The sequence below is a fragment of the Bradyrhizobium sp. UFLA05-153 genome, from assembly GCF_054185185.1.
Genome location: NZ_JBBIAM010000003.1, coordinates 50144 through 73127, shown reverse-complemented (window position 1 = coordinate 73127; position 22984 = coordinate 50144). Strand labels below are relative to the sequence as shown.

The window sequence follows — 22984 nt, the reverse complement described above, 5'->3', positions numbered from 1 at the left end:
CGATCCGTCAGCGCTCTGCATAGGGGTCTGGGATACCGAGCTGGGCCAGGACGTCCTGTTCGAGCGCTTCCATCTCCTCCGCGTCAGCGTCGTTTTCGTGGTCGTAGCCGATCAGGTGCAGGAAACCGTGCACCGCGAGGTGGCTCAAATGGTGGTCGAACGGCTTCTGTTCCTCGTCCGCCTCGCGCCGCAGCGTCTCATAGGCGATGGCGATGTCGCCGAGCATGCGCGGCGCATCGCCCACCTTCCATTCGCCCTCCGGCTGGAGCGCGGGAAAGGACAGCACGTTGGTCGGCTTGTCGATGCCGCGCCAGTTGCTGTTCAGCGTGCGGATGCCGGAATCATCGGTCAGCATCACGGCCACTTCGGCATCCGTGACGTCGTCGTCGACGAAAGAGGCCGCCGCGGCGATCGCGCGCTGGATCACCGCCTCGGCATCGGGCTCGCCCTGCCAGCAATCGGCAACGACGAGAACCTCGGTCATGGGAAGGTTGGAATGCGACATGGTGTTGTTCGGAGCGGACGACGCTTGTCTTGCGTCTTTCGATCCGGCTTTTCTCGCTATGGCTTGCCTGCGGCCGGCCGCTGTGCCGACCCCTCATAGGCGGCAACGATCCGCGCCACGAGCTCGTGGCGGATCACGTCCTCGGCGGTGAAATGAACTTGTGAAATGCCCTCGACGCCGCCGAGCAGACGGGTCGCCTCCGACAGGCCGGAGGTCTGGCCGTTCGGCAGGTCGATCTGCGACGGATCGCCGGTCACTATCATGCGGCTGTTCTCGCCGAGACGCGTCAAGAACATCTTCATCTGCATCGAGGTGGTGTTCTGCGCCTCGTCCAGGATGATCACGGCATTGGTCAGGGTGCGGCCGCGCATGAAGGCGAGCGGCGCGATCTCGATCTCGCCGGTCTGGAGCGCGCGCTCGACGATGCGCGCGTCCATCAGGTCATAGAGCGCGTCGTAGATCGGGCGCAGATAAGGATCGACCTTCTCGCGGAGATCGCCGGGCAGGAAGCCGAGTCGCTCGCCGGCCTCCACGGCCGGGCGCGACAGGATGATCTTGTCGACCTCCTTGCGCTCGAACAGTTGCGCGGCGTGCGCGACCGCGAGCCAAGTCTTGCCGGTGCCGGCGGGGCCGATACCGAACACCAGCTCATGGCGTTTCAGTGCGCGGATGTAGGAATCCTGTGCGGCGGTACGCGCGCGCACCGGGCGCTTGCGCAAATTGATGCTTTCGAAGGTCGACTTGGCAGACTTGGCGTCGAACTCGAACAGCGAGCCCTGCGCGATCACGGCACGAATCGCGCCTTCGACCTCGCCCTGGTCGAGATCCTGTCCCTTCACCGCCTGGGCGTAGAGCATCTCCAGCACGCGCCGCGCCGCTTCGCAGCCGTCGCGCGTGCCGCCGATGGTGATGTGGTTGCCCTTGGAGTCGACGACGACGCCGAGCCGGCGCTCGACCTGCGCCAAATTCTGCCCGTAGGGGCCGACCAGCGCGGAAGCGGCGCGGTTGTCGTCGAAGTCGATGACGACCTGGGTTTCGGGCGGAACTTGCATGTCGCGGTCAAATTTGCGGCTGGGAGCGAACGAAGACGAATCCGATGCGCTTTTTGGCAAGGGTTTCAGGCTCCAGTGGCGATTGGCGATAAAGCGGGCCGCTGCGCGGGCTCGGGCGTCACGAGCTCGCCGAGCAGGCTGTAGCGTTCGAGGCTGTCGATGCGAACCGGCAGGACTTTTCCGATGATATCGGGCGATGCCATCACATGTGCGGGCTGAAGGTAAGCGGTGCGACCGACGATCTGGCCGTCCTTGCGCGCCTCGCGCTCGAACAACACGTCGACGGTTGTACCAATCGCAGCCTTGTTGAAGGCCGATTGCTGGGCGTCGATCAACTCCTGGAGCCGCTCCAATCGCTGGTCCATCTCGACTAGGGACACCGTCTCCTGCATCTCCGCGGCTGGGGTTCCCGGCCGGGCCGAATATTTGAACGAGTAGGCTGCAGCGTAGCCGATTTGTGTGACCAGTGCGAGGGTCGCGCGAAAATCTTGCTCGGTCTCCCCAGGGAAACCCACGATAAAATCTGATGAAAAAGCAATGTCTTGGCGTACAGCCTGGAAACGGTCGATGATCTTCCGGTATTCATCGGCGGTATGCTTGCGGTTCATGGCCGCCAGGATCCGGTCCGAGCCCGACTGCACCGGCAGGTGCACGAAGGGCATCAGGCCGGGAAGGTCGCGGTGGGCCGCAATCAGGCTGTCGTCGACGTCGCGGGGATGGCTGGTCGAATAGCGCAGCCGAACGATGCCGGGAATCTGCGCGAGATGCTCGAGCAGCTTGCCGAGCGGCCAGCTTTGTCCGTCCGGTCCCTCGCCGTGATAGGCGTTGACGTTCTGGCCGATCAGCGTGAGTTCGCGCACGCCATGGTCGGCTAGCCGCTTCACGTCGTCGACGATCTTCGCAACCGGACGCGACACCTCGGCGCCGCGCGTATAGGGCACGACGCAGAAGGTGCAGAACTTGTCGCAGCCTTCCTGCACGGTGACGAAGGCGGAGATGCCGCGCGCGCGGATCGCCTCGGGCTTTGGCTGGGCGAGGAAGCCGAACTTGTCGGCCGCCGGAAATTCGGTCTCGATCGCGCGGCCGTCATGGCCTGCGCGCTTCAGCAGCTCCGGCAAATGGTGATAGCTCTGCGGCCCGACCACGACGTCGACCACCGGAGCGCGGCGCACGATCTCCTCGCCCTCGGCCTGCGCGACGCAGCCGGCGACCGCGATCTGCATGGTGCGGCCGCCGCGCGCGGCCTCGTCCTTGGCGACGCGCAGGCGCCCGAGCTCGGAATAGACCTTCTCCGACGCCTTCTCGCGGATATGGCAGGTGTTGAGGATGACGAGGTCGGCATCCTCTGCGCTCGCCGTCTCCACGAATCCTTCCGGCGCCAGCGTGTCGACCATGCGATGGGCATCGTAGACGTTCATCTGGCAGCCATATGATTTGATGTGCAGCTTGCGCGGCGGCGTCATGGAACCCGGATTTGAGGTGGAGAACGGCCCTCAGATATAGGCTGTAGGGGCGAAAATCCAGCGATTGGACCCCTCAGAGACCGTCATTCCGGGGCGATGCAAAGCATCGAACCCGGAATCTCGCGCCAAATCCCCTGGATTCCGGGCTAATCGCGGCGCGATGCCCCGAAACGACGATGGCAGGCCAAGCTGCGGCGACCTGGGTGTATCAACCTACCGGCGCGGGGTGGCGAGCCATTCTCTCCAGAACGCATCCTGCGCATCAACCGAGGCGGGGATGACATCAGGCCCCGTTTCGAAGATTTCGACGAGATCGGTCATGTGCACGTGGGCACCCTTGGTCAGCCGGTATGCCTTCAGGCCCCGTCCCATGTCTCTCGCCATTCCAGAAGGATACACATTGAGGCTGGCACCGTAGCAGAATGGGATGAACCCCTCAGGTTCAAGCTGACGGCGTATCAGGCACCTGTCTCTTATACACATGATGTGTATAAGAGACAGTCGTGTTGCTCGTCCAAGTTCACCGCACATTCTTCACGCCAAAAGCTCAGGGTCGGCCGCGACCTGCCGGACCAGCTCCGGCAACTGCCGCATGTCATCGAACGTCAATCCAGCGCCGGCCGCACGCAGCCTGGCGGCGTGACCCGGTGGGCAGTGGCTACCGCCGTGAAAGCCGAGCACGGTCATCCCGGCAGCGTGCGCACCCGTCACCCCGGGAACGCTGTCCTCGATCACGAGGCATCGTTCCGGCGCGGCTTTCATATGCTCGGCGGCGAACAGAAACAGATCGGGTGCGGGCTTGCCGCGTGCGACCTGGCTTGCGGAAAAGATGTGCGGAGCAAGCATTTCGTATAGCCCAGCACAAGACAGGCCGTGACGGATCTTCTCCGGTGTGCCGCTCGATGCAACGCATTTGGGCAAATCGATTGCGCCAATCGCGGCGGCCACATGGGTGATCGGCAGCAGATCGCTGGCATAAAATTGCAGCGTCGCCGCATTCACCTGCTGCTCCAGATCGTCAGGTAGCTTGCGGCCGATTTCCTGTTCGACCATCAGCCGCGCATCCCGCTCGGATACGCCGAGGAAGCGGACCAATACCTGCTCCGGTGTGATCGGGTAGCCGTGGCGCGTCAGCACATCCGCATGCGCGCGACAGGAGATCACCTCGCTGTCAACGAGCACGCCGTCGCAGTCGAAGATGATAAGGTCTACAGGCACTAACTTGCAGGCTTCTCGTCGTCGAGCGGGACGCAATAGAGCTCGAGCCGGTGATCGACCAGCTTGTAGCCGAGCTTGCGGGCGATCTCCGCCTGCAGCTTCTCGATCTCTTCGGAGGTGAACTCGATCACCTTGCCGTCGCGCAAATTGATGAGGTGGTCGTGATGGCTGTCGCGCATCTGCTCGTAGCGCGCGCGGCCCTCGCGGAAATCGTGGCGCTCGATGATGCCGGCATCCTCGAACAGTTTTACGGTGCGATAGACGGTCGAGATCGAGATCTTGTCGTCGACGGCGACGCAGCGTCGATAGAGTTCCTCGACATCGGGGTGATCTACGGCTTCCGCGAGCACGCGGGCGATGACGCGGCGCTGCTCGGTCATGCGCATGCCGGTGGCGGCACAGCGCGCCTCGATGCCGGTCGCCTTGGTCGCGGAAGAATGTTTGAGTACGGTCATAGGGTTGTCTGCCTGGCGGGCGCCTTGTTCAGTCGATGTTACGACAAGTCACGTCGCATCAGAAGTGCGTTCAATTGTTCCCCGTTCGCCTGCTTATAGTAGCGTTCGCGGCGCCCGACCACCATGAATCCGATGCCGTCGTAGAGGGCCCGCGCCGGCCGGTTATTTTCCTCAACTTCGAGAAATATAGTGCGCACGCCGCGGCCGGCGAGGTGGCCGAGATGGGTCAAGAGCAGCGCGCGGGAGAACCCGCGGCCGCGATAGGCCTGGTCGACGGCAATGGAGAGGATTTCCGCCTCGTCGGCGCCCATCCGCGAGACCGCAAAACCGATCGTCTTGCGGCCCAATCGCAAGCGATGCACCAGCGTGTTGCGCTCGCTCATCATGCTTTCGAATTCGCCTTCGCCCCAGCCGCGCGCAAAGGCTGCGCCATGCAGTTGCGCGAGGCGCGCAGCGTCGCGCGCGCTCGCGCCCTCGACGAGGGCGGTGCCGCCGCGCCACCATTCGGCGAGCCAATTCATCATGGAGTTGCGGCGTGTGCTGCGAGTGGCGGCATGGCGGCCGGTTTCGCATCGGGCGCCCGCAAATAGAACGGACGCGCCGGATTGGTGTCGGGATCGGCGGCTGCACCCAGCCAGGCCACCCAATTGATGTCGGGCGCGGCCTGCTGATCGACGGCGATCGGTTGGGCTGCGTCCTTCGGCCAGCGATCGGCGAGAATTTTGGCGGCATTGCCGACCAGATGCGGCGCGCCGAATTGCGAGGCGGCGATCGCCTCATCGACGCCCGCAACTCCTGGCCGCACGAGCTGGCTGCCGTCGCCGGCGACGATCTGAAAATAGACGTGGTCATGCCGCGCGTCGATTGCGGAGATGACAGGTGCCGGCTTGTTCTGGCTGATGATGGCGGCAGCATAGGCCGACAGCGTCGTCAGCCCCACCGCCGGCTTGCCGGCTGCGAGCGCAAGTCCGCGCGCGGCCGAAATCCCGACGCGCAGCCCCGTGAAGCTGCCGGGACCGGTGGTAACCGCGATGCGGTCGAGCGCGGTGAAGCTGAGCTCGGCCGATTGCATCACCCGCGCGATCAGCGGCATCAAAGCTTCCGCATGCCCGCGCTTCATCGGCAGCGATTCCTGCGCGCGCAGTTCGGCGGTTTCGGTGTCGAGCACGGCCGCGGCGCAGGCGTCGAGCGCAGTATCGATGGCAAGGATCAGCATAAAAAAGCGAATGGCGAGTGGCGAATAGCGAGCAGCCTAACCGATCGGGGTTTCATTCGCCATTCGCTACTCGCCATTCGCGGCCAAATCACATCGGCCGGACTTCGACCACGTCGGGCACGAAATGCCTGAGCAGGTTCTGGATGCCGTGCTGGAGCGTCGCGGTCGAGGACGGGCAGCCGGAGCAGGCGCCCTTCATGTTGAGGTAGACGACGCCGTCCTTGAAGCCGCGGAAGGTGATGTCGCCGCCATCATTGGCGACCGCGGGACGCACGCGGGTCTCGATCAGATCCTTGATCATGTCGACCGTCTCGGCATCCGCCTCGTCGAAAAATTCGTCTTCCTCGTCGAGGTTGTCGTCACTGGCGGCCACGCCATCGGCGAGCAGCGGCGCGCCGGACATATAATGCTCCATGATCGCGCCGAGGATCGCGGGCTTGAGCTGCTGCCATTCACCGCTCGCCTTGGTCACGGTGATGAAGTCGCTGCCGTAGAACACGCTGGTGACGCCGGGCACGTCGAACAGTTTTTCGGCGAGCGGCGAGCGGGCGGCGGCCTCGCGCGAGGCGAATTCCATCGGGCCGCCGTCGGATACGAGGCGGCCTGGGATGAACTTCAACGTGGCGGGATTGGGGGTAGCTTCGGTCTGAATAAACATGGCTCTCTCCGGACGTCGCCGGTTCAAGGCCGGCGCGTGAGCTTTCAGTACCAGATGGCGACGCCAAACGCACGGTCAAGGGGCGGGTGGGGAAGTTTTGCTGCGGGATCAGCGGGTTAACCCCTCGCGCCGTTAACGGGGAGGGGGAAACGGTCCTATGACAGCGCGTCGACCTCGGGGTCGCTCAGCTCGCCCGAGATGATCGTCACCGGAATCGGGAACGTGCCGACGGCATTGGCGAGCAGCGCGACGAGCGGCCCCGGTCCCTCGGCGCCGGGATTGGCCGCGAGCACCAGCATCGCGATATCCGGATCCTGGTCGATGACCTCGAGCAATTGTTCCATCGGGTAGCCCTCCCGGATCACGCGTTCCGGCGTGATCGCGGCGATGCCGTTGGCGCGGCCGGCGGCGCGATCGAGCGCGGCGTTCGCCGCCTCCTCCGCTTCAGCGCGCATGATGTCGGCGACACCGAGCCATTGCTGGTTCTGGTCCTCGGTCTCGATGATGCGCAGCATCACCACGCCGCCGCCGGCGCGGATCGCCCAGCGGCTGGCGTAATAGACCGCGCGGTCCCATTCGGCGGTGTCGTCGACGATGACAAGGCATTTGGGCTTGTGACCCGGCTCAAAGCATCGTCGCTTGCTGCTCATGCATGTCCCGGCGTATCCCCGCCCGGCATGCTGCCACGGTGTGGCCGTCTTCGACAAGCGGCGTCGCCGATCTGAGCCCTAGTCTGGACGATTCCAGGGGATCGGCACGGGCGCCTTCGCGGCTGCAACACTCTCTGCGTCGCCCGGCTGCACGGAAATGATGTGCAGGTACTCAAACGGCAGTTCGGTTCCTAGCCAAAACTGATCGTTCTCAGCGACAGAAGCGGTTGATTCGCGAGCATGCCGACATAGCCATTCGCCTTGCGCTCGCGGACGATCACCCACATCCGCTCAACGGATGGGTGTTCTTCACCCTCGACGACAATCTCGAAGATCAGCTTGGCGTAGTCGCCAGGCTGGAGAAGCTTCCGGACGGCGAGATCCGGAATTTGAAAGGTCTCGGGGGTAGCGCGGTGGCGCTCCTCCCCGTCTCCGAGGCGCCAGCCATCTCTTTCGAAGTCTGGCGTTCTCATCGGCGTCGTCCGCCGACTAGCGCTTGCGGATGAAGCCAACGATGTCCTTGGAAAGCGCCATGGTCTCGTCCGCAATCGCGCGCGCGCGGTCGGCGCCGTCGTTCAGGATGGTATCGATGTGACCGGGATCGGCAACCAGGCGCTTCATTTCGCCGGCGATCGGCGCCAGCTTTGTCACGCAGAGATCGACCAGCGCGTTCTTGAAGCTGGAGAACTGGCCGCCGCCGAAATCGCGCAGCACGTCGGCTTTCGCCCGGCCCGACAGCGCGGCGAAGATCCCGACAAGGTTGTCGGCCTCGGGGCGCGCTTCCAGACCCTTTTCTTCCGTCGGCAGCGGCTCCGGATCGGTCTTCGCCTTGCGGACCTTCTGCGCGATGGTGTCGGCATCGTCGGTCAAATTGATGCGCGAGTAGTCCGACGCATCCGACTTCGACATCTTCTTGGTGCCGTCCCGCAAGCTCATCACGCGCGTCGCCGGCCCCGTGATCAGCGGCTCCGGCAGCGGGAAGAACAGGCCGTCACCGAAGCCATGACCGCGAATCGAATCGCCAAAATCGTTGTTGAACTTCTGCGCGATGTCGCGCGAAAGCTCGAGATGCTGCTTCTGGTCCTCGCCGACCGGAACATGCGTGGCGCGATAAAGCAGGATGTCGGCCGCCATCAGCACGGGATAATCGTAGAGGCCGACGGAGGCGTTCTCGCGGTCCTTGCCGGCCTTCTCCTTGAACTGGGTCATGCGGTTGAGCCAGCCCATGCGCGCGACGCAGTTGAAGATCCAGGCAAGCTCGGCGTGGCCGGCGACCTGGCTCTGGTTGAACACGATGTGCTTCTTCGGATCGATGCCGCTAGCGATGAACGCCGCGGTCACCTCGCGGGTGTTGCGCGCGAGCTCGGCCGGTCCGCCCCAGACGTCCACGCCTTGCGTGATCGCATGCATGTCGACCACGCAATAGATGCAGTTGTGCGTTTCCTGCATCTTCACGAAGTTGACGATCGCGCCGAGGTAATTGCCGAGGTGCAGATTGCCCGTCGGCTGGACGCCCGAAAAAACCCGTTCAACGAATGGCATGGCAGCTTTCCTGGCAAGCTTTCCCCAGAGGTACGGGCCGTCGTTTCCAACAGCGGCGCTGCTCCGTCAAGTGTAATTCGCTGCTCTTACGCGCCCCGGTCCTGATGCGCCGGCCGCCTCAAGGCGGCAACGGCCTCGCGCCAGGACGCGATGCCGAGCAGTTTCAGGAACAGGCCATAGGCCACCAGGCCACCCGTGATCTGAAGGCCGAGAACGATCAACCCGAGCAGGCTGTGGCCGCCGGCGGGCGTGATCGCGGTCGTGAGCCAGAGCAGGGTGCCCATGGCGAGCGCGGCGAGCGCGATCCGCGGCAGCCGCTTGCGGGCGTCGTCGTCGACCGCGAAGCCGAATTCGTCTGCACCCTTGCGAAGCAGCGAGAGCGCGCTGCTCCAGGCGCCGCAGGCGATGCTCGCTGCAATGCCCGTTGCGCCGAAGACATGGCCTAGAACCACCGCGAGCGCCACGGCGACCACGAACCCCTTTGCAGTCGCGATCAGCGGCGCCATGGTGTCGCCGCGGGCAAAGAAGGCCGGCGACAGGGCCTTGATCAGGACATGGGCGGGCAGGCCGAGCGCCAGCGCCATCAGCGCGCGTGCGCTGGCCGCAGTGTCGCTCGCGCCGAACGCGCCATGCTCGAACAGCAACCGCACGGTCGGCTCGGCCAGCACGATCAGGCCGAGGGTCGCCGGCAGCGCAAGACCCGTGGCGAGCTCGAGCGCCCGCGATTCAGCATGCGCCACGGCGCCGCGATCGCCGCTACCGGTCGCGCGCGTCAGCTCCGGCACCAGCACGGTACCCATGGCGACGCCGACGATGCCGAGCGGTAATTCGATCAGGCGGTTGGCGAAATAGAGCCAGGAGACGGCCGACGGCGTCGCCGAAGCAATGATGGCACCCGCCACCATCAGCCATTGCGGCCCCGAGCTTGCGATCATGCCGGGGATCGCCTTGGCGAAGAAGCCGCGCATTTCCTTGTCGAAGGTGACGCGCAGGGGCGTGGCGAGGCACGCGCTGCGCTGCGAGCCCAGCATCAACAGTTGCAAGAGGCCGGCGATGCCGACGGTCGCGGCAAGCGTCCATGCGGCGAAGACCGCATCGGCGTGTTCCAGCAGCAGAGCTGCGATCGCGGCGATCAGCGCGATGTTGAACAGCAGCGGCGAGAACGCCGTGAGCGCAAAGCGGCCTTGCGCATTGAGCAGCCCCATCAGCACCGTGACCGGGCCGGCGAAGGCGAGATAGGGCAGCATCAGCCGCGCGTTCGCGACCGCCAGATCGCGCGTGTCGCTTCCGACGAAGCCCGGCGCGATGATGGTGATGATGAGCGGCATCACCAGTGCGATCACGATCGAGGCTACGATCAACGCCGCGCTGATCGTCCCCAGGACGCGGCCGGCGAAGGCCGCCGCAGCCTCTTCGCCATCGCGCTCACGGATGCCGAGCCAGGCCGGGACCAGCGCCGCATTGAGCGCGCCTTCGCTGAGCAGCCGGCGTACCACGTTGACGAGCTGGAACGCGGCGAGAAATGCGTCCGCGACGGCACCGGTCCCGAGCAGCGCCGCGATCAGGGAATCGCGGGCAAAGCCCAACAGCCGCGAGGCCAATGTTCCCGTCGAAACGGTCAGGAAGGAGCGGATCATCGGGCCTACATACCATAGCGTTTTCGAGCGAAGTGGTCCCGGTTCGCGTAAAGAAAACGCGTCAAAAGATAACCCTTCGTTGCTTGCTCGCGCGGGGCCTAACGTGATAGGCCGCGAGCCGGATTTCGAGCCGAACAGGAAGCGGATTTTCCGCGTAACCGCAATCGGGCAACAGGATCAAGGTGAATGGCTGACGCGAAATATGACGTCTTGGGGATCGGCAACGCGCTGTTCGACGTGCTGGTCCGGACCGACGAGGCTTTTCTCGCCAAACACGGCATGACCAAGGGCAGCATGTCCCTGATCGACGAGGCGCGCGCCGCCGCCATCTACAAGGATATGGGCCCGGCCACGGTAGTGTCGGGAGGCTCAGCCGCCAACACCATCGTCGGCGTTGCGAGCCTGGGGGCGCGGGCGTCCTATGTCGGCAAGGTCAAGGACGACCAGATCGGCAAGCTCTATGTGCACGACATCCGCGCTGCCGGCGTTGCCTTCGACACGCCGGCCGCCAAGGACGGCCCTGCCACCGGCTGCTCCTACATCCTGGTGACGGCGGATGGCGAGCGCACCATGAACACCTATCTCGGCGCGGCGCAGGACCTGTCGCCCGCCGACATCGATCCGGCCGAAATCGCGGCCGCGCGCATCGTCTATCTCGAGGGCTATCTCTGGGACCCCAAGAACGCCAAGGATGCTTTCCTCAAGGCGGCGAAGATCGCGCATGATGCGCGCCGCAGGGTGGCGCTGACGCTGTCGGATTCATTCTGCGTCGACCGCTATCGCGACGAGTTCCTGTCGCTGATGAAGAACGGCACGGTTGATATCGTGTTTGCCAACGAGTCCGAGCTGCATTCGCTCTACATGACCTCGGATTTCGACGCCGCGCTCAAGCAGCTCCGCAACGACGTCAATCTCGGCGTGGTCACGCGCAGCGAGAAGGGCTGCATGGTGGTGTCATCAGAAGATGCCGTCGCGGTGCCGGCCTCGCCGATCGACAAGCTCGTCGACACCACCGGCGCCGGCGATCTCTTCGCTGCCGGCTTTCTGTTCGGCCTCGCGCGGGATCTCTCCTACAAGCAATGCGGCCAGCTCGGCGCGCTCGCCGCGGCCGAAGTGATCCAGCACATCGGCGCCCGCCCGCAGGTTTCGCTGAAGGAGCTGGCGCAGCAGCGCGGATTGACGGTGTAGCGCGAACTCGCCTCAGTCTCCGCTGTCATCGCCCGGCTTGAAACCGGGCGATCCAGTATTCCAGAGACAGCGACGAATACGGAGAGGCCGCGGCGTACTGGATCCCCCGCCTTCGCGGGGAATGGCAGCCTCCCTTGGGCCGGTCACTCACGCCGTCTTCGCCGCCTTCAGCCCGAGCCGTTTCTCCACGGCATCCCGCATCAAAAACTTCTGGATCTTTCCCGTCACTGTCATCGGGAATTCGTCGACGAACTCGACGTAGCGCGGGATCTTGTTGTGGGCGATCTGGCCCTCGCAGAAGGCGCGGACCTCCTCGGTCGTCAGCTTCTCGCCTGACCTGACGCGGATCCAGGCGCAGAGCTCCTCGCCGTAGCGGGTATCCGCCACGCCAAAGATCTGCACGTCCTGGATCTTCGGGTGGCGATAGAGGAATTCCTCGATCTCGCGTGGGTAGAGGTTTTCCCCGCCGCGGATCACCATGTCCTTGATGCGGCCGACGATGTTGCAATAGCCCTCGGCGTCGATGGTGGCGAGGTCGCCGGTGTGCATCCAGCCGTTGGCATCGAGCACGTCGGCGGTCTTCTCCTTGTCCTCCCAATAGCCGAGCATGACGCTGTAGCCGCGGGTGCAGAGCTCGCCGCGTTCGCCGCGCTTGACGATCTTGCCGTCGAGATCGACGACCTTGACCTCGACATGCGGATGAATGCGTCCGACGGTGGAGACGCGGCGCTCAAGCGGATCATCGACCGCGCTCTGGAAGCTGACCGGGCTGGTCTCGGTCATGCCGTAGGCGATCGTCACCTCCCGCATGTTCATCTCGGTGTTGACGCGCTTCATCACCTCGATCGGACACGGCGCCCCGGCCATGATGCCCGTGTGCAGCGTTCTTAGATTGAACTTCGAGAAATCGGAGTGATCGAGCTCAGCGATGAACATCGTCGGCACCCCGTAGACCGCGGTGCATTTCTCCTGCTCGATCGTCCGCAGCGTCACGAGCGGATCAAAACCCTCGCCGGGGTAGACCATGGCCGCGCCGAGCGTGACGGAGGCGAGATTGCCCATCACCATGCCGAAGCAGTGATAGAGCGGCACCGGGATGCAGATGCGATCCGTCTCGGTCAGGCGCATCGCGCGTCCGGTGAAATAGCCGTTGTTGAGGATGTTGTGATGGGTCAGCGTCACGCCCTTGGGTGAGCCGGTCGTGCCGCTGGTGAACTGGATGTTGACGGGATCGTCGAACTGCAAGGACGCGCCGAGCGCCGCCAGCTGTTCCCGGTGACGGGCGCTACCCATGCGCGCGACTTCTTCGAACGGGATCGTGCCTGATACGGCGGGACCGCCGATCTGGATGACGATGCGTAAATCGGGCAGCCGCGCCGCGTGCAGTTGCCCCGGCCTGGCACTGGCAAGCTCCGGCAGCAGCGTGTTGAGCATCTCCATGTAGTTGCTGGTCTTGAAGGCCGTCGCGGTGACGATCGCCGCGCAGCCGACCTTGTGAAGCGCGAATTCCAGCTCGCTGAGGCGATAGGCGGGATTGATCGTCACCAGGATCAGCCCGGCCTTGGCGGCCGCGAACTGGGTCAAGGTCCATTCCGGGCGGTTCAGCGACCAGATGCCGATCCGCGCCCCGCGTTCCAGGCCGAGCGCCAGAAAGCCGGCGGCGAGCGCATCGACCCGTTCGGCAAATTCCGTCCAGGTCCACCTGACGCCGTGGCTGGGCGAGACCAGCGCCTCGCGATCGCCCCAGCGCCGCACGGCCAGGTCGAGGCTGCGGCCGATCGTGTCGCCGAGCAGCGGCGTATCGGAGATGCCACAAACATAGCTGTCAGCTTTGTCTGCCAAGGTCGTGTCCTCCAGCCCGTTTCATGATGGCCACGTGCCCCGAGGGCGAGGGCCTTCGGGGCACGGTACATCTTGTTGTGAGCACGCGCGACAAGGCGCGTCTTAGACTTAAGGGGCTATGCCGCCCTCTGGCCGCTTCCGGCATCGAGGCCGGCATAGACGCCCCGTTCGAAGCCGGCGAAGGCTTCCAGGCAGTCCTTGTCGACGAAGGGTAGGAGTTGCATCAGGATCACGCCGGTGACGTCGCGTGACGGATCGATCCAGAAAAAGGTGTTGGCGAGTCCCGCCCAGGCCATGCTGCCCGGGCTGCGGCCCTCAGCCGTCTTGGCGGTGTTGATCATGAAGCTGAGGCCCCACTTCTTCGCCTGCTCAGGATAGAGGTCGACATCGTTGGTGTAGATCGGTGCAGCCGAAATCAACTTGGTGACGTTGAAATCGCCGATGTGGTTCTGGCTCATGGTTGAGATCGTCTCAGGCCTGAGGACCTGGTTGCCGTTGCCGCGGCCCTTGTTCAGGATCATCTGGGTGAACTTGATATAGTCGCTTGCGGTGGAATAAAGGCCGCCGCCACCCATGTGGAATTCCGGCTCCTGCTCGAGCTCGAACGGGATCGCAGCGACCTGTCCGTTCTCGCCGCGCGCGTGCATGCCGACCAGCCGCTTGCGCATGTCATCGGTGATCTTGAACGCCGTATCACTCATGCCGAGCGGCGCGAACAGGTTGTCGCGCAAGTACGCGTCGAGCCGCTTGCCGCTGACGGCCTCGACCGCCTTGCCGACGAAATCGATGTTGATGCCGTATTCCCAGCGCGTGCCCGGATCGGACGCAATCGGCCTTCTCAACGTGTGGTTCTTGCAGGTGGTGATTCCCGGCGTTCCCGTTTTTTCCAGAAAAGCGGCGATGTCGCCGTTCCACAATTCATAGCAGAAGCCGGCGGTATGGGTCATGAGTTGGCGCAGCGTGATCGGCCGCTTCGCCGGACGCAGCTTTGGCGCGCCATTGGCATCAAAACCTTCGAGCACTTGCGGGGCGGCGAGGTCCGGCAACACCGTGCTGATCGGTGCTTCGAGCGAAAGCTTGCCCTGCTCGACCAGTTGCATCGCACCTGCGGCGGTGACCGCCTTCGTCATCGACGCGATCCAGAACACGCTGTCCACCGTCATTGCATCGGGCTCGGACAGGTCGCGCTTGCCGAACGCGCCTTCATAAAGCACGTCCTTGCCGGTCGCGGCGACGGCGACGACGCCGGGAATGGCCTTCGCATCGCTCTTCTGGCGCAGAACCTGATCGATCTGGGCTTTGCTTTGCATGCGCATTTCCTCCGGTTTGATTATTGTTGGAAGTGATCGATTGTCCTCCCGCGAACCACGTGCGGCAAGCATCTCAACTGCAGCGCCGTTCGCGATGTCGTGACTTGACGGCGGGTCACCCGCGAAGGACGACACGGGGACCAAACTGCAACACCTCGTCACAATCTGCGGTGGATGACCGCACTTCGCCGAGACCTCGCGGGGTATCAGGCGATATGCTTCGGGCATACTGCTCTGAAATATTTTGTGAAGGCGTTCAGAATCCGGCCAATTCGACGCGGCCGGCCAAAGATTTGAAGCAAATGCTGGCGGCTTCGGTTGCCGCGAGGGGGCTTAAAATGATTTCGACCTGGAGCGAATGGAAGCGCTATCCCCGTCAGGGGCGGGGCGAGAACCTCGAGGCGCCGATTTCGCCGGGCATTTACGAAGTCCGGATCGCCGGCAGTGGTGCGCTATATTCCTTCGGAGCGGTCGACAATCTCGCGCAGGCCCTGGCGCTGCTGCCGGTCGGCTCGAAGTCGTGGTTCGGCCGGCGCGACACCACTTCCGTGCCGGATCTCGAGTACCGGACCTGCGCCACCTCGACTAGGGCCGACGCGAAGGCGGCCGCCGAACGCATGATCGGCCGGCGCGAGACCTATATGAGCGGCGCAGCGTAGACAACGCCAAGACTGAGTTGAGCTGAGTTCTGCCCACGATGCAGGACACCTCCCGTACGGAGAGGTAAGAGATCGCCGCCAGACTCAAGCAAAAATCGTCCTGCGCCGGCTTCGCGCTGATCCCAGATTAGCTTGAAGCAGACTTGCGTTGCGGGGCGATGCAATATGCCCCGCATGCCCCTATATTCCGGGCCAATCCGACAGTCCCAGGAGCAACGCCATGACCCCGACCGCCGCCGCACGCGCCCCGCAAGCCACCGCCGCCCTGCGCGATCGTCTCAAGGATCCCTCGCTGCTGCGCGAGGCCTGCTACATCGACGGCGCCTGGGTTGGCACGCCGTCGCGGCCGGTGACCAATCCGGCGAACGGCGTCGAGATCGCAAAGGTCCCGGTCATGAGCACGGCAGAGACGACGCAGGCGGTGCAAGCCGCCGAGCGCGCCTTCCCTGCCTGGGCCAAGTTGACCGCCAAGCAGCGCTCCAACATCTTGCGCAAATGGTTCGAATTGATCGCGGCCAATCGCGAGGATCTCGCGTTGATCCTGACCTCCGAGCAAGGCAAGCCGCTGACTGAAGCGCTCGGCGAGGTCGATATCGGCGGCGCCTATGTCGAGTTCTTTGCCCAGGAGGCCCGCCGTGTCTATGGCGAGACCATCCCGACTCAGCGTCCCGACGCACGCCTGCTTGCGATCAAGCAGCCGATCGGCGTCTGCGGCGCCATCACGCCGTGGAACTTTCCCTGCTCCATGATCACCCGCAAGGTCTCGCCTGCGCTCGCGGCTGGCTGCACCGTGGTGCTGAAGCCCGCGAATGAAACGCCGCTGACGGCGCTTGCGCTGGTCGCGCTCGCCGAGAAGGCCGGCGTGCCGAAGGGCGTGTTCAACATCCTCACCGGCAATTCGTCGGCGATCGGCAAGGTGCTGTGCGAGCATCCCGCCGTGCGCTTCGTCGGCTTCACCGGTTCGACGGAGGTCGGCAAGATCCTCTATCAGCAGGCGTCCGTCGGGGTGAAGAAGCTCGGCCTCGAGCTTGGCGGCAATGCGCCGTTCGTGGTGTTCGACGATGCCGATATCGATGCAGCGGTTGAAGGTGCGATCGTCTCGAAATATCGCAACATGGGTCAGACCTGCGTCTGCGCCAACCGCCTCTATGCCCAGGACAAGATCTACGACGAGTTCGTCGAGAAGCTTTCCAAGAAGGTCGCGGCGATGAAGATCGGCGACGGCACCGAGACCGGCGTGGTGCAGGGGCCGCTGATCAATTTGGACGCAGTGCTGAAGGTCGAAAAGCACATCGAGGATGCAGTCAAGGGCGGCGCCAAAATCGTCACCGGCGGTAAGCGCCATGCGCTCGGCGGCAGCTTCTTCGAGCCGACGGTGCTTGCCAACGTCAAACCGGATGCACTCGTTGCGCATGAAGAGACCTTCGGCCCGCTCGCGCCGGTGTTCCGTTTCAAGGACGAAGCCGAGGTGATCGCGATGTGCAACAACTCGCCGTTCGGTCTCGCCTCCTACTTCTATTCCCGCGACCTCGGCCGCGTCTGGCGTGTCGCCGAAGCGCTGGAATCCGGCATGGTCGGCGTCAACACCGGCCTGATCACGACGGAAGTCGCGCCCTTCGGCGGCGTCAAGGAAAGCGGCCTCGGCCGCGAAGGCTCGCATCACGGCATGGAAGAATATGTCGAGATCAAATACGTGATGATGGCGGGGATTTAGGTTTGTAGCCGCGGATGGAGTGCCGTAGCCCGGATGGAGCGAAGCGAAATCCGGGATTCCCGAGTCTGGTGAGAAACCCGGATTGCGCTTCGCTCCATCCGGGCTACGCTTTCGTCAGCGCCGCAGCACCGCGATCGTCCTGTTTGCAAAGCTCAGCCGCTCGGCCATGACCGACACGAAATAAGTCAGGAGCTTATGGCTGAGCTCGGGGTCTTCGTCCCTGATCGCATCGAACTGGTGCGTGTTCAGTACATAGAGCACGCTCGCGACCTCGGCCTGGATGGTCGCGCTGCGCGGCGTATGCGACACCAGACCCATCTCGCCGATCGTGGTGTAGCGGCCAAGGCTGCGCACGCGGGTGGTCCGGTTGTCCTCGGCCGGGACCATGATGCCGACACGTCCGTCGAGGATGAAGTGCATGGAATCGGCTGGGTCGCCGGCGTGCACGATGACCTCCCCGGCGTCGACCTCGATACGCTGGCAGCGGCGGATCAACTCGTCGGCGTCACGCTCGCTATCGAGAATCCGCGCGAACCAGTCCCGCAGGTTGGCCTCTTCCTGCGCCAGCCCCTGATGTTGCGAGATGATCTCGTTCTCACACCACTCCAGCGCATGATCGAGCTCGGGAATGATGGTGACGCCTTCACTGATGAAATCGCTGGACCGCAGCACCTTTTCGGCCGCGGCCGACAGATGCACCAGGATCAGCTCGACGCCGAGGTCGCGTGCGCTGCGCTTGATCTGGGCAAAGCTGTAGGCGGCTGACGAATCGACGCCGGTCACGAGCTTGAAGTCGAACAGCAGATAGCGGCACTCCGGCCGCTCCTGGAGCAGGCGCTTGACGTGCTGATAGAGCCGGTTGGCGGAGCCGAAGAACAGGTAGCTCTGCAGGTTCAGGCCCTGGATCGTGCCGCCATGGGCCAGCAGCACCTCCTGGTCGTCGCGCGAGCGGTCGAGCGAAGAGCGGTATTCCGAGCCGTCAAAGCTGTACTTGATCGACTCCACCCGCGCCGCGCTGAACGCGAATGTCAGGCAGCCGATGATCACCCCGATCAGGATGCCCGGCACGAAGCCCCAGCCGACAATGATGATGATGATGGCGATCAGCGACAGATATTCGAGCTTCGACAGCCGCTTGCGCGATTCGATGATCCATTTGTGGAGCTGATCGGCGCCGAGATAGAGCAGAAGGCCGCCCAGCACGAATTTCGGCATGAACCCGAGCAGGTCGGGGCCGATGGCGAGCATCAGCAGCGACATGGCCGCGACGGTGAGGCCGGACAAGCGTCCGCGGCCGCCGCTGCTGAAATTGAGAATCGAACGGCTGACCGAAATGCAGCCGGTATAGCCGCCGATTGCCCCGGTCAGGATGTTGGCCGCGCCCGTGATGTTCAGCTCGCGCTCCAGATTGGCCTCGCGATGCACGGCGACCTCGATCCCCGTGGTGTTGAACAATGTGCTGGACGCCGTGACGAAGATCACGGCAACCACGTTGCCGAGCAGGTCCGGCACGGCGGACCAGGGATAGCGGACGAGATCATCGCTGTGCCAGGGCAGCATGAAGGCCGCCGGCGGCGGAGGCTGGAAGGTCCAGCCCATGGCGCGCGCGTCCTCCGGCGAGATGCCCGCGATCCAGAACGCCACATGCGCCGTGAGCATGCCGCCGACAAGGATGATGGGCAGTCCGAACGGGCTGCGCGAGCGATGCCAGGTGAGGTACAGCACCAGCGCCATGGCGCAGGCCGCTCCCAGTTCCGACAGGGTGACGCCGCTGGTGAAGCGCAACAGCGTCCCGAGCTGCACCGGATGATTGGTGATCACCCGGATCGCGCCCATGACGATCAGAAGTCCGGTGGCTCCGAGGAATCCGCCGACCACGGGATAAGGCACGTAGCGGATCGCCCGGCCCATCCGCGTCAGCCCCAATCCGCACAGCGTGATACCGGTCAGAACGGTCGACAGGCCGAGCGTGATCAACACGGACGAGAGCAATGGTGCCGGCAGATTCGCCGCATCGATGCGCTCGACCAGCGAGGCGGCCAGGATTCCCGTCACCGCAGCGGTGGAGCTGTCCGGCGCGGCAATCGCAAAGGGCAGGGAGCTTCCGAATCCGATGACGGCCGCAAGCACGGCGGAGCTGATGAAGGTCGCGGCGATTCCGTAGGACAGATAGGGCGAGAGCGGACCGGCGAAGATCAGCAGGGCATAGGAGAGCCCGAAGGTGACGGTCAGCACGCTCGCGGCGCCGCCGCCCAGTATATCATTCAGCGCACGCTTGAGAGTCGGATCGAATCGAGTGGCTGGATCGTAGGTGATTGCTGGATCTGTCACGCCCTTGCGCTCGCCTCTGAAAATTCCCGTCCGAGACGTAGACGACTGCGAGCCTAGCGCAAAAGGATTCTTGCAAATATGAAATCGCCAACAGTTTGGGCGATCTGAAATGATCGGTCGAAGGCGCCGTGTCAGCCTCGGTGTCGTCCTGGCGAAAGCCCGGACCCATTACCCCAGGGAGAAGTCGTGGAGCGAACGTAACCGCGAATCTTCGCCAAACCCTGTCCTGTGGTAATGGGTCCTGGATCAACGCTCGCTCCGCTCGCTTGTCCAGGACGACAGCGGAATGTGAATGGCGGTCAACGTCGGAGTGCGTCCCCGACGATGACTCGCGAGGAGAGCTAGAGCTTCAGCTCCGACCCCGTAATCCGCCGATACGCTTCCAGGTACCTCTTGCTCGTCGCCTCGACGACGCTTGCCGGCAGCGGCGGGGGCGGGGCGTTGCCGTTCCAGCGGCCGGCGCGGCGCTCGACATCGAGATAGTCGCGCAACGGCTGCTTGTCGAAGCTCGCCTGCGGCTGGCCGGGCTTGTAGGCGTCGACCGCCCAGAAGCGCGATGAGTCCGGCGTCATCACCTCGTCGATCAGGATGATGCGGCCGTCCTTGTCGCGGCCGAATTCGAACTTGGTGTCCGCGATGATGATGCCCTGTTCTCGCGCCAGCTCCTCGCCGAGCGTGTAGATCGCGCGCGTCATGCTTTCCAGCGTATAGGCGACCTCGTCGCCGACGATCTCACGCATCCGCGCGATCGTGATGTTCTCGTCATGGCCGGTCTCGGCCTTGGTCGCCGGGCTGAAGATCGCAGGATCGAGTTTTTCGCTCTCCACGAGCCCCGCCGGCAGCTTCTCACCGGCGAGCGTGCCGGAGGCCGCGTATTCCTTCCAGGCGGAGCCGGAGATGTAGCCGCGGATCACGCATTCGATCGGAAACACCGTGGTGCGCTTGCACAGCATGGCGCGGCCGAGGATGTCGGCGCGGTGCGCTTTCAGCGCCGGCACTGCTGCGATGATCTCATCCGTGTTGGCGCTGATGACGTGATGCGGCACCACGCCTTCGAGCTCCCTGAACCAGAAGGCGCTGATCTGGGTTAGCACCGCTCCCTTCATCGGGATGGTCTCGCCCATCACGACGTCGAAGGCGCTGATGCGGTCGGTGGTGACGAGCAGCAGGCGGTCGTCATCGACGGCGTAGATATCGCGCACCTTGCCACGCCCGATCTTGGGGAGCGGCAGGTCACTGGAGAGCATGGTGGTCATCGGCAGGGGGCCTTCGGACAGGAGATCTTAAGCCGCGCGAAAAGGCGGCCCAAGATCGGGATAGCCTATTCCGGCAGCGGAATGAACTCGTGTTCCTGCGGAACAGCCGCAAAGCGGCCGGTTTTCCAGTCCTGCTTGGCCTGCTCGATCCGCTCCTTGCTGGAGGAGACGAAATTCCACCAGATGTGGCGCGGACCCTCCAGTGCATCGCCGCCGAGAAACATCATCCGCGTCGGCCTCACGGCCTTCACGGTGATGCGGTCGCCGGGCCGGAAGATCAGCAGGCGCGGCCCCTCATACCGCTCATTGGCGATCTCGACCTCGCCGTCGACGACATAGATCGCGCGCTCCTCGTGATCGGGGTCGAGCGGCACGCTCGCGCCTTCCGCCGCCGTCACCTCGGTATAGAACCAGGGCGAGACCATCGTGACCGGCGAGGTGATGCCGAACGCGGAGCCGGCGATCACCCGCGCGGTGAAATCGCGCTCGGAGATCATCGGCAGGTCGCCGGCGGCGTAGTGCTGGAACGACGGCGCGATCTCTTCCGATGCTGCCGGCAGCGCGATCCAGCTTTGCAAGCCCAGCATCTTCTGACCCGAGGCGCGCTGCGTATCCGGCGTGCGCTCGGAATGCGCTATGCCGCGGCCGGCGGTCATCAGATTCATCGCGCCGGGCGCGATCTCCTGGACGTTGCCCTCGCTGTCGCGATGCATGATCGCGCCGTCGAACAGATAGGTGACGGTGGCAAGGCCGATATGTGGATGCGGCCGCACGTCCATGCCCTTGCCGGAAACGAACTGCACCGGGCCGAAATGATCGAAGAAGATGAAGGGCCCGACCATCTGCCGCTTGCCATGCGGCAGCGCGCGGCGGACTTCAAATCCATCGCCGAGATCGCGGGTGCGCGGCACGATGACGAGATCGAGCGCATCGCATGTTTTGGGATCGCCGAGCACGGGATCGTTGTCGGGCATCCAGCTCATGGGAGAACTCCTGTTGGCCGTCTTTGGCGCAATCGTAGCAGGATTTGGCATTGCCGTCGCAATAATACCCGGACCGCTCATCGCATGCGCGTGATGAGGCGTCGCTAACTCTGATAACCTGCGGGTGCTTGAAAAAATCGGCCTGACGGACGATGTTCGGGCTGCCCAAACCCATCGGTCGCAACATTTGATGACTACAGCCGCTCTCGAGCTTGCCTTCCGCTCCGCCAGCGTCGCGCTGCTACTGGTGCTGGCTGCGTCATTGGTCGCCGATTTTCGCAACGTGTTGGCGGGGCGGCTCGGTGCTGCTCTCGCACTGGGCTTGGCCGCGCATGCGGTTAGCTATTCGGTTGGTGTCACGTCGCGGATCCCGGCATCGCATGCGCCGCTAATTGCGCTATCGACCGGCAACATCGTGGTGTTCTGGCTGTTCACGCGCGCGCTGTTCGACGATGAGTTTCGCTTGAGCTGGTGGCACGGATGGGTCTGGGCGCTGGTGACGGCGTTCAGCTTCGTTGGATGCCTCTGGATTGCACCGGGCGGCCACGTGCGGTTCTCGGTGACGGTGGTCAATCTGATCGTGCTCGGCTTCATCGCGCTTGCGATTGGGCAGACGATCGCCTCGTGGCCGGCCGACCTGGTCGAGCGCCGCCGCCGCGTTCGCGTCTTCCTCGTCTGTGCCGGCGCGCTCTATGGCGGAGTGAATGCACTGCTTCAGATCTCCGTCGCGGGTTACCGCGTCGGCGATGCCGCCGACACGATCAATGCCGGCGTGCTCGCCTGCATCGTCGCGGCCATCGCCTATGCCATGATGCGCGTCGATGCCGCCGATCTGTTTCCGGTTGCCGCGGAGGCCGCACCGGCGGTCATTTTCAGCCCGCAAGGAGCCGAAGATGCCGCTGACCAGAAGCTGATCGATGCCCTGATGCGGCTGATGGCGGATGAGCGGATCTACCGCCAGGAGAACATCACCATCGGCGTGCTGGCGGGCCGGCTGAAGATCCCGGAATACCGGTTGCGTCGGCTGATCAACCAGCGGCTCGGCTACCGCAACTTCAATGTGTTCCTGAACAACCACCGGATCGAGGAGGCGAAGGCCGCGCTGGCCGATCCCACCCAGGCCGAGGTTCCCGTTATCACCATCGCGATGGACGCCGGCTTCCAGTCCCTCGGCCCGTTCAACCGCGCCTTCAAGGCGGTGACCGGCGTGACGCCGACGGAATATCGCCGACTCAAGGCCGATGCGGCTTAGATTTTTAGATCATTGAAATCACAGATAAATTTCAAAATCGGCTAGGTCCGATC

Annotated in this window: 22 protein-coding genes; 4 read left to right on the top strand and 18 right to left on the bottom strand. The window is 64.1% G+C overall.

The features are described from left to right. Positions 1 to 7: 7 nt before the first annotated feature. The 13 genes from ybeY to murJ form a co-directional block, all read right to left on the bottom strand. Complete coding sequence (ybeY, locus tag Q2941_RS03025; RefSeq protein WP_458191620.1) at positions 8 to 505, bottom strand: rRNA maturation RNase YbeY; 498 nt, start codon at positions 503 to 505, stop codon at positions 8 to 10. Between the two features lie 56 nt (positions 506 to 561). Further along, entirely contained in the window at positions 562 to 1557 is a 996-nt protein-coding gene (locus tag Q2941_RS03020; protein WP_458191619.1) for a PhoH family protein, read from the bottom strand. A gap of 65 nt (positions 1558 to 1622) precedes the next feature. After that, entirely contained in the window at positions 1623 to 3020 is a 1398-nt protein-coding gene (gene miaB, locus Q2941_RS03015; protein WP_458191618.1) for a tRNA (N6-isopentenyl adenosine(37)-C2)-methylthiotransferase MiaB, read from the bottom strand. A 213-nt stretch (positions 3021 to 3233) separates the two neighbouring features. Then, positions 3234 to 3392 (bottom strand): hypothetical protein, encoded by a 159-nt coding sequence (locus Q2941_RS03010; RefSeq protein ID WP_458191617.1) that lies wholly within the window; start codon positions 3390 to 3392, stop codon positions 3234 to 3236. Positions 3393 to 3554: 162 nt separating this feature from the next. Continuing rightward, on the bottom strand, positions 3555 to 4238 hold the full coding sequence (locus Q2941_RS03005; protein WP_458191616.1) for an HAD family hydrolase: 684 nt from the start codon (positions 4236 to 4238) through the stop codon (positions 3555 to 3557). Continuing rightward, entirely contained in the window at positions 4238 to 4693 is a 456-nt protein-coding gene (locus Q2941_RS03000) for a Fur family transcriptional regulator (RefSeq protein ID WP_254109780.1), read from the bottom strand. The genes Q2941_RS03005 and Q2941_RS03000 overlap by 1 nt, the downstream gene beginning before the upstream one ends. A gap of 38 nt (positions 4694 to 4731) precedes the next feature. Beyond that, entirely contained in the window at positions 4732 to 5217 is a 486-nt protein-coding gene (gene rimI, locus Q2941_RS02995) for a ribosomal protein S18-alanine N-acetyltransferase (RefSeq protein ID WP_254109781.1), read from the bottom strand. Beyond that, a complete protein-coding gene (tsaB, locus tag Q2941_RS02990; RefSeq protein ID WP_458191615.1) occupies positions 5214 to 5909 on the bottom strand; it encodes a tRNA (adenosine(37)-N6)-threonylcarbamoyltransferase complex dimerization subunit type 1 TsaB in 696 nt (231 codons plus the stop codon). Before tsaB ends, rimI begins: the two co-directional genes overlap by 4 nt. A gap of 88 nt (positions 5910 to 5997) precedes the next feature. After that, on the bottom strand, positions 5998 to 6567 hold the full coding sequence (locus Q2941_RS02985; RefSeq protein ID WP_254109783.1) for a NifU family protein: 570 nt from the start codon (positions 6565 to 6567) through the stop codon (positions 5998 to 6000). A 155-nt stretch (positions 6568 to 6722) separates the two neighbouring features. After that, complete coding sequence (locus tag Q2941_RS02980) at positions 6723 to 7217, bottom strand: universal stress protein (RefSeq protein WP_027528346.1); 495 nt, start codon at positions 7215 to 7217, stop codon at positions 6723 to 6725. Between the two features lie 191 nt (positions 7218 to 7408). Continuing rightward, positions 7409 to 7690 (bottom strand): hypothetical protein, encoded by a 282-nt coding sequence (locus Q2941_RS02975; RefSeq protein WP_458191614.1) that lies wholly within the window; start codon positions 7688 to 7690, stop codon positions 7409 to 7411. Between the two features lie 16 nt (positions 7691 to 7706). Then, positions 7707 to 8759, bottom strand: a complete 1053-nt coding sequence (gene trpS, locus Q2941_RS02970; protein ID WP_254109784.1) for a tryptophan--tRNA ligase — start codon at positions 8757 to 8759, stop codon at positions 7707 to 7709. Between the two features lie 86 nt (positions 8760 to 8845). Then, positions 8846 to 10396: a murein biosynthesis integral membrane protein MurJ gene (gene murJ / locus Q2941_RS02965; protein ID WP_458191613.1), complete on the bottom strand. Its 1551-nt coding sequence runs from the start codon at positions 10394 to 10396 to the stop codon at positions 8846 to 8848. Positions 10397 to 10582: 186 nt separating this feature from the next. Here murJ and Q2941_RS02960 point away from each other — a divergent pair, with 186 nt between their 5' ends. Next, positions 10583 to 11584, top strand: a complete 1002-nt coding sequence (locus Q2941_RS02960; protein WP_458191612.1) for an adenosine kinase — start codon at positions 10583 to 10585, stop codon at positions 11582 to 11584. Positions 11585 to 11731: 147 nt separating this feature from the next. Here Q2941_RS02960 and Q2941_RS02955 read toward each other — a convergent pair whose 3' ends face one another. Then, on the bottom strand, positions 11732 to 13426 hold the full coding sequence (locus Q2941_RS02955) for an AMP-binding protein (RefSeq protein WP_458191611.1): 1695 nt from the start codon (positions 13424 to 13426) through the stop codon (positions 11732 to 11734). 116 nt (positions 13427 to 13542) lie between these two features. Next, a complete protein-coding gene (locus Q2941_RS02950; protein WP_458191610.1) occupies positions 13543 to 14736 on the bottom strand; it encodes a serine hydrolase domain-containing protein in 1194 nt (397 codons plus the stop codon). Between the two features lie 338 nt (positions 14737 to 15074). On the opposite strand from Q2941_RS02950, the gene Q2941_RS02945 reads away from it, so the two are divergent. Together Q2941_RS02945 and Q2941_RS02940 are read left to right on the top strand one after the other, a co-directional pair. After that, on the top strand, positions 15075 to 15395 hold the full coding sequence (locus Q2941_RS02945; RefSeq protein WP_458191683.1) for a hypothetical protein: 321 nt from the start codon (positions 15075 to 15077) through the stop codon (positions 15393 to 15395). 220 nt (positions 15396 to 15615) lie between these two features. Then, positions 15616 to 17109 (top strand): NAD-dependent succinate-semialdehyde dehydrogenase, encoded by a 1494-nt coding sequence (locus Q2941_RS02940; protein WP_458191609.1) that lies wholly within the window; start codon positions 15616 to 15618, stop codon positions 17107 to 17109. 114 nt (positions 17110 to 17223) lie between these two features. On the opposite strand, the gene Q2941_RS02935 is transcribed toward Q2941_RS02940, so the two are convergent. From Q2941_RS02935 to Q2941_RS02925, 3 genes are all read right to left on the bottom strand, one after another. Then, on the bottom strand, positions 17224 to 19440 hold the full coding sequence (locus tag Q2941_RS02935) for an SLC26A/SulP transporter family protein (RefSeq protein ID WP_027528353.1): 2217 nt from the start codon (positions 19438 to 19440) through the stop codon (positions 17224 to 17226). Positions 19441 to 19781: 341 nt separating this feature from the next. After that, a complete protein-coding gene (locus Q2941_RS02930; RefSeq protein WP_458191608.1) occupies positions 19782 to 20696 on the bottom strand; it encodes a phosphoribosylaminoimidazolesuccinocarboxamide synthase in 915 nt (304 codons plus the stop codon). 65 nt (positions 20697 to 20761) lie between these two features. After that, positions 20762 to 21679, bottom strand: a complete 918-nt coding sequence (locus Q2941_RS02925; protein WP_027528355.1) for a pirin family protein — start codon at positions 21677 to 21679, stop codon at positions 20762 to 20764. A 190-nt stretch (positions 21680 to 21869) separates the two neighbouring features. On the opposite strand from Q2941_RS02925, the gene Q2941_RS02920 reads away from it, so the two are divergent. Next, positions 21870 to 22931 (top strand): AraC family transcriptional regulator, encoded by a 1062-nt coding sequence (locus Q2941_RS02920; protein WP_027528356.1) that lies wholly within the window; start codon positions 21870 to 21872, stop codon positions 22929 to 22931. Positions 22932 to 22984 lie beyond the last annotated feature (53 nt).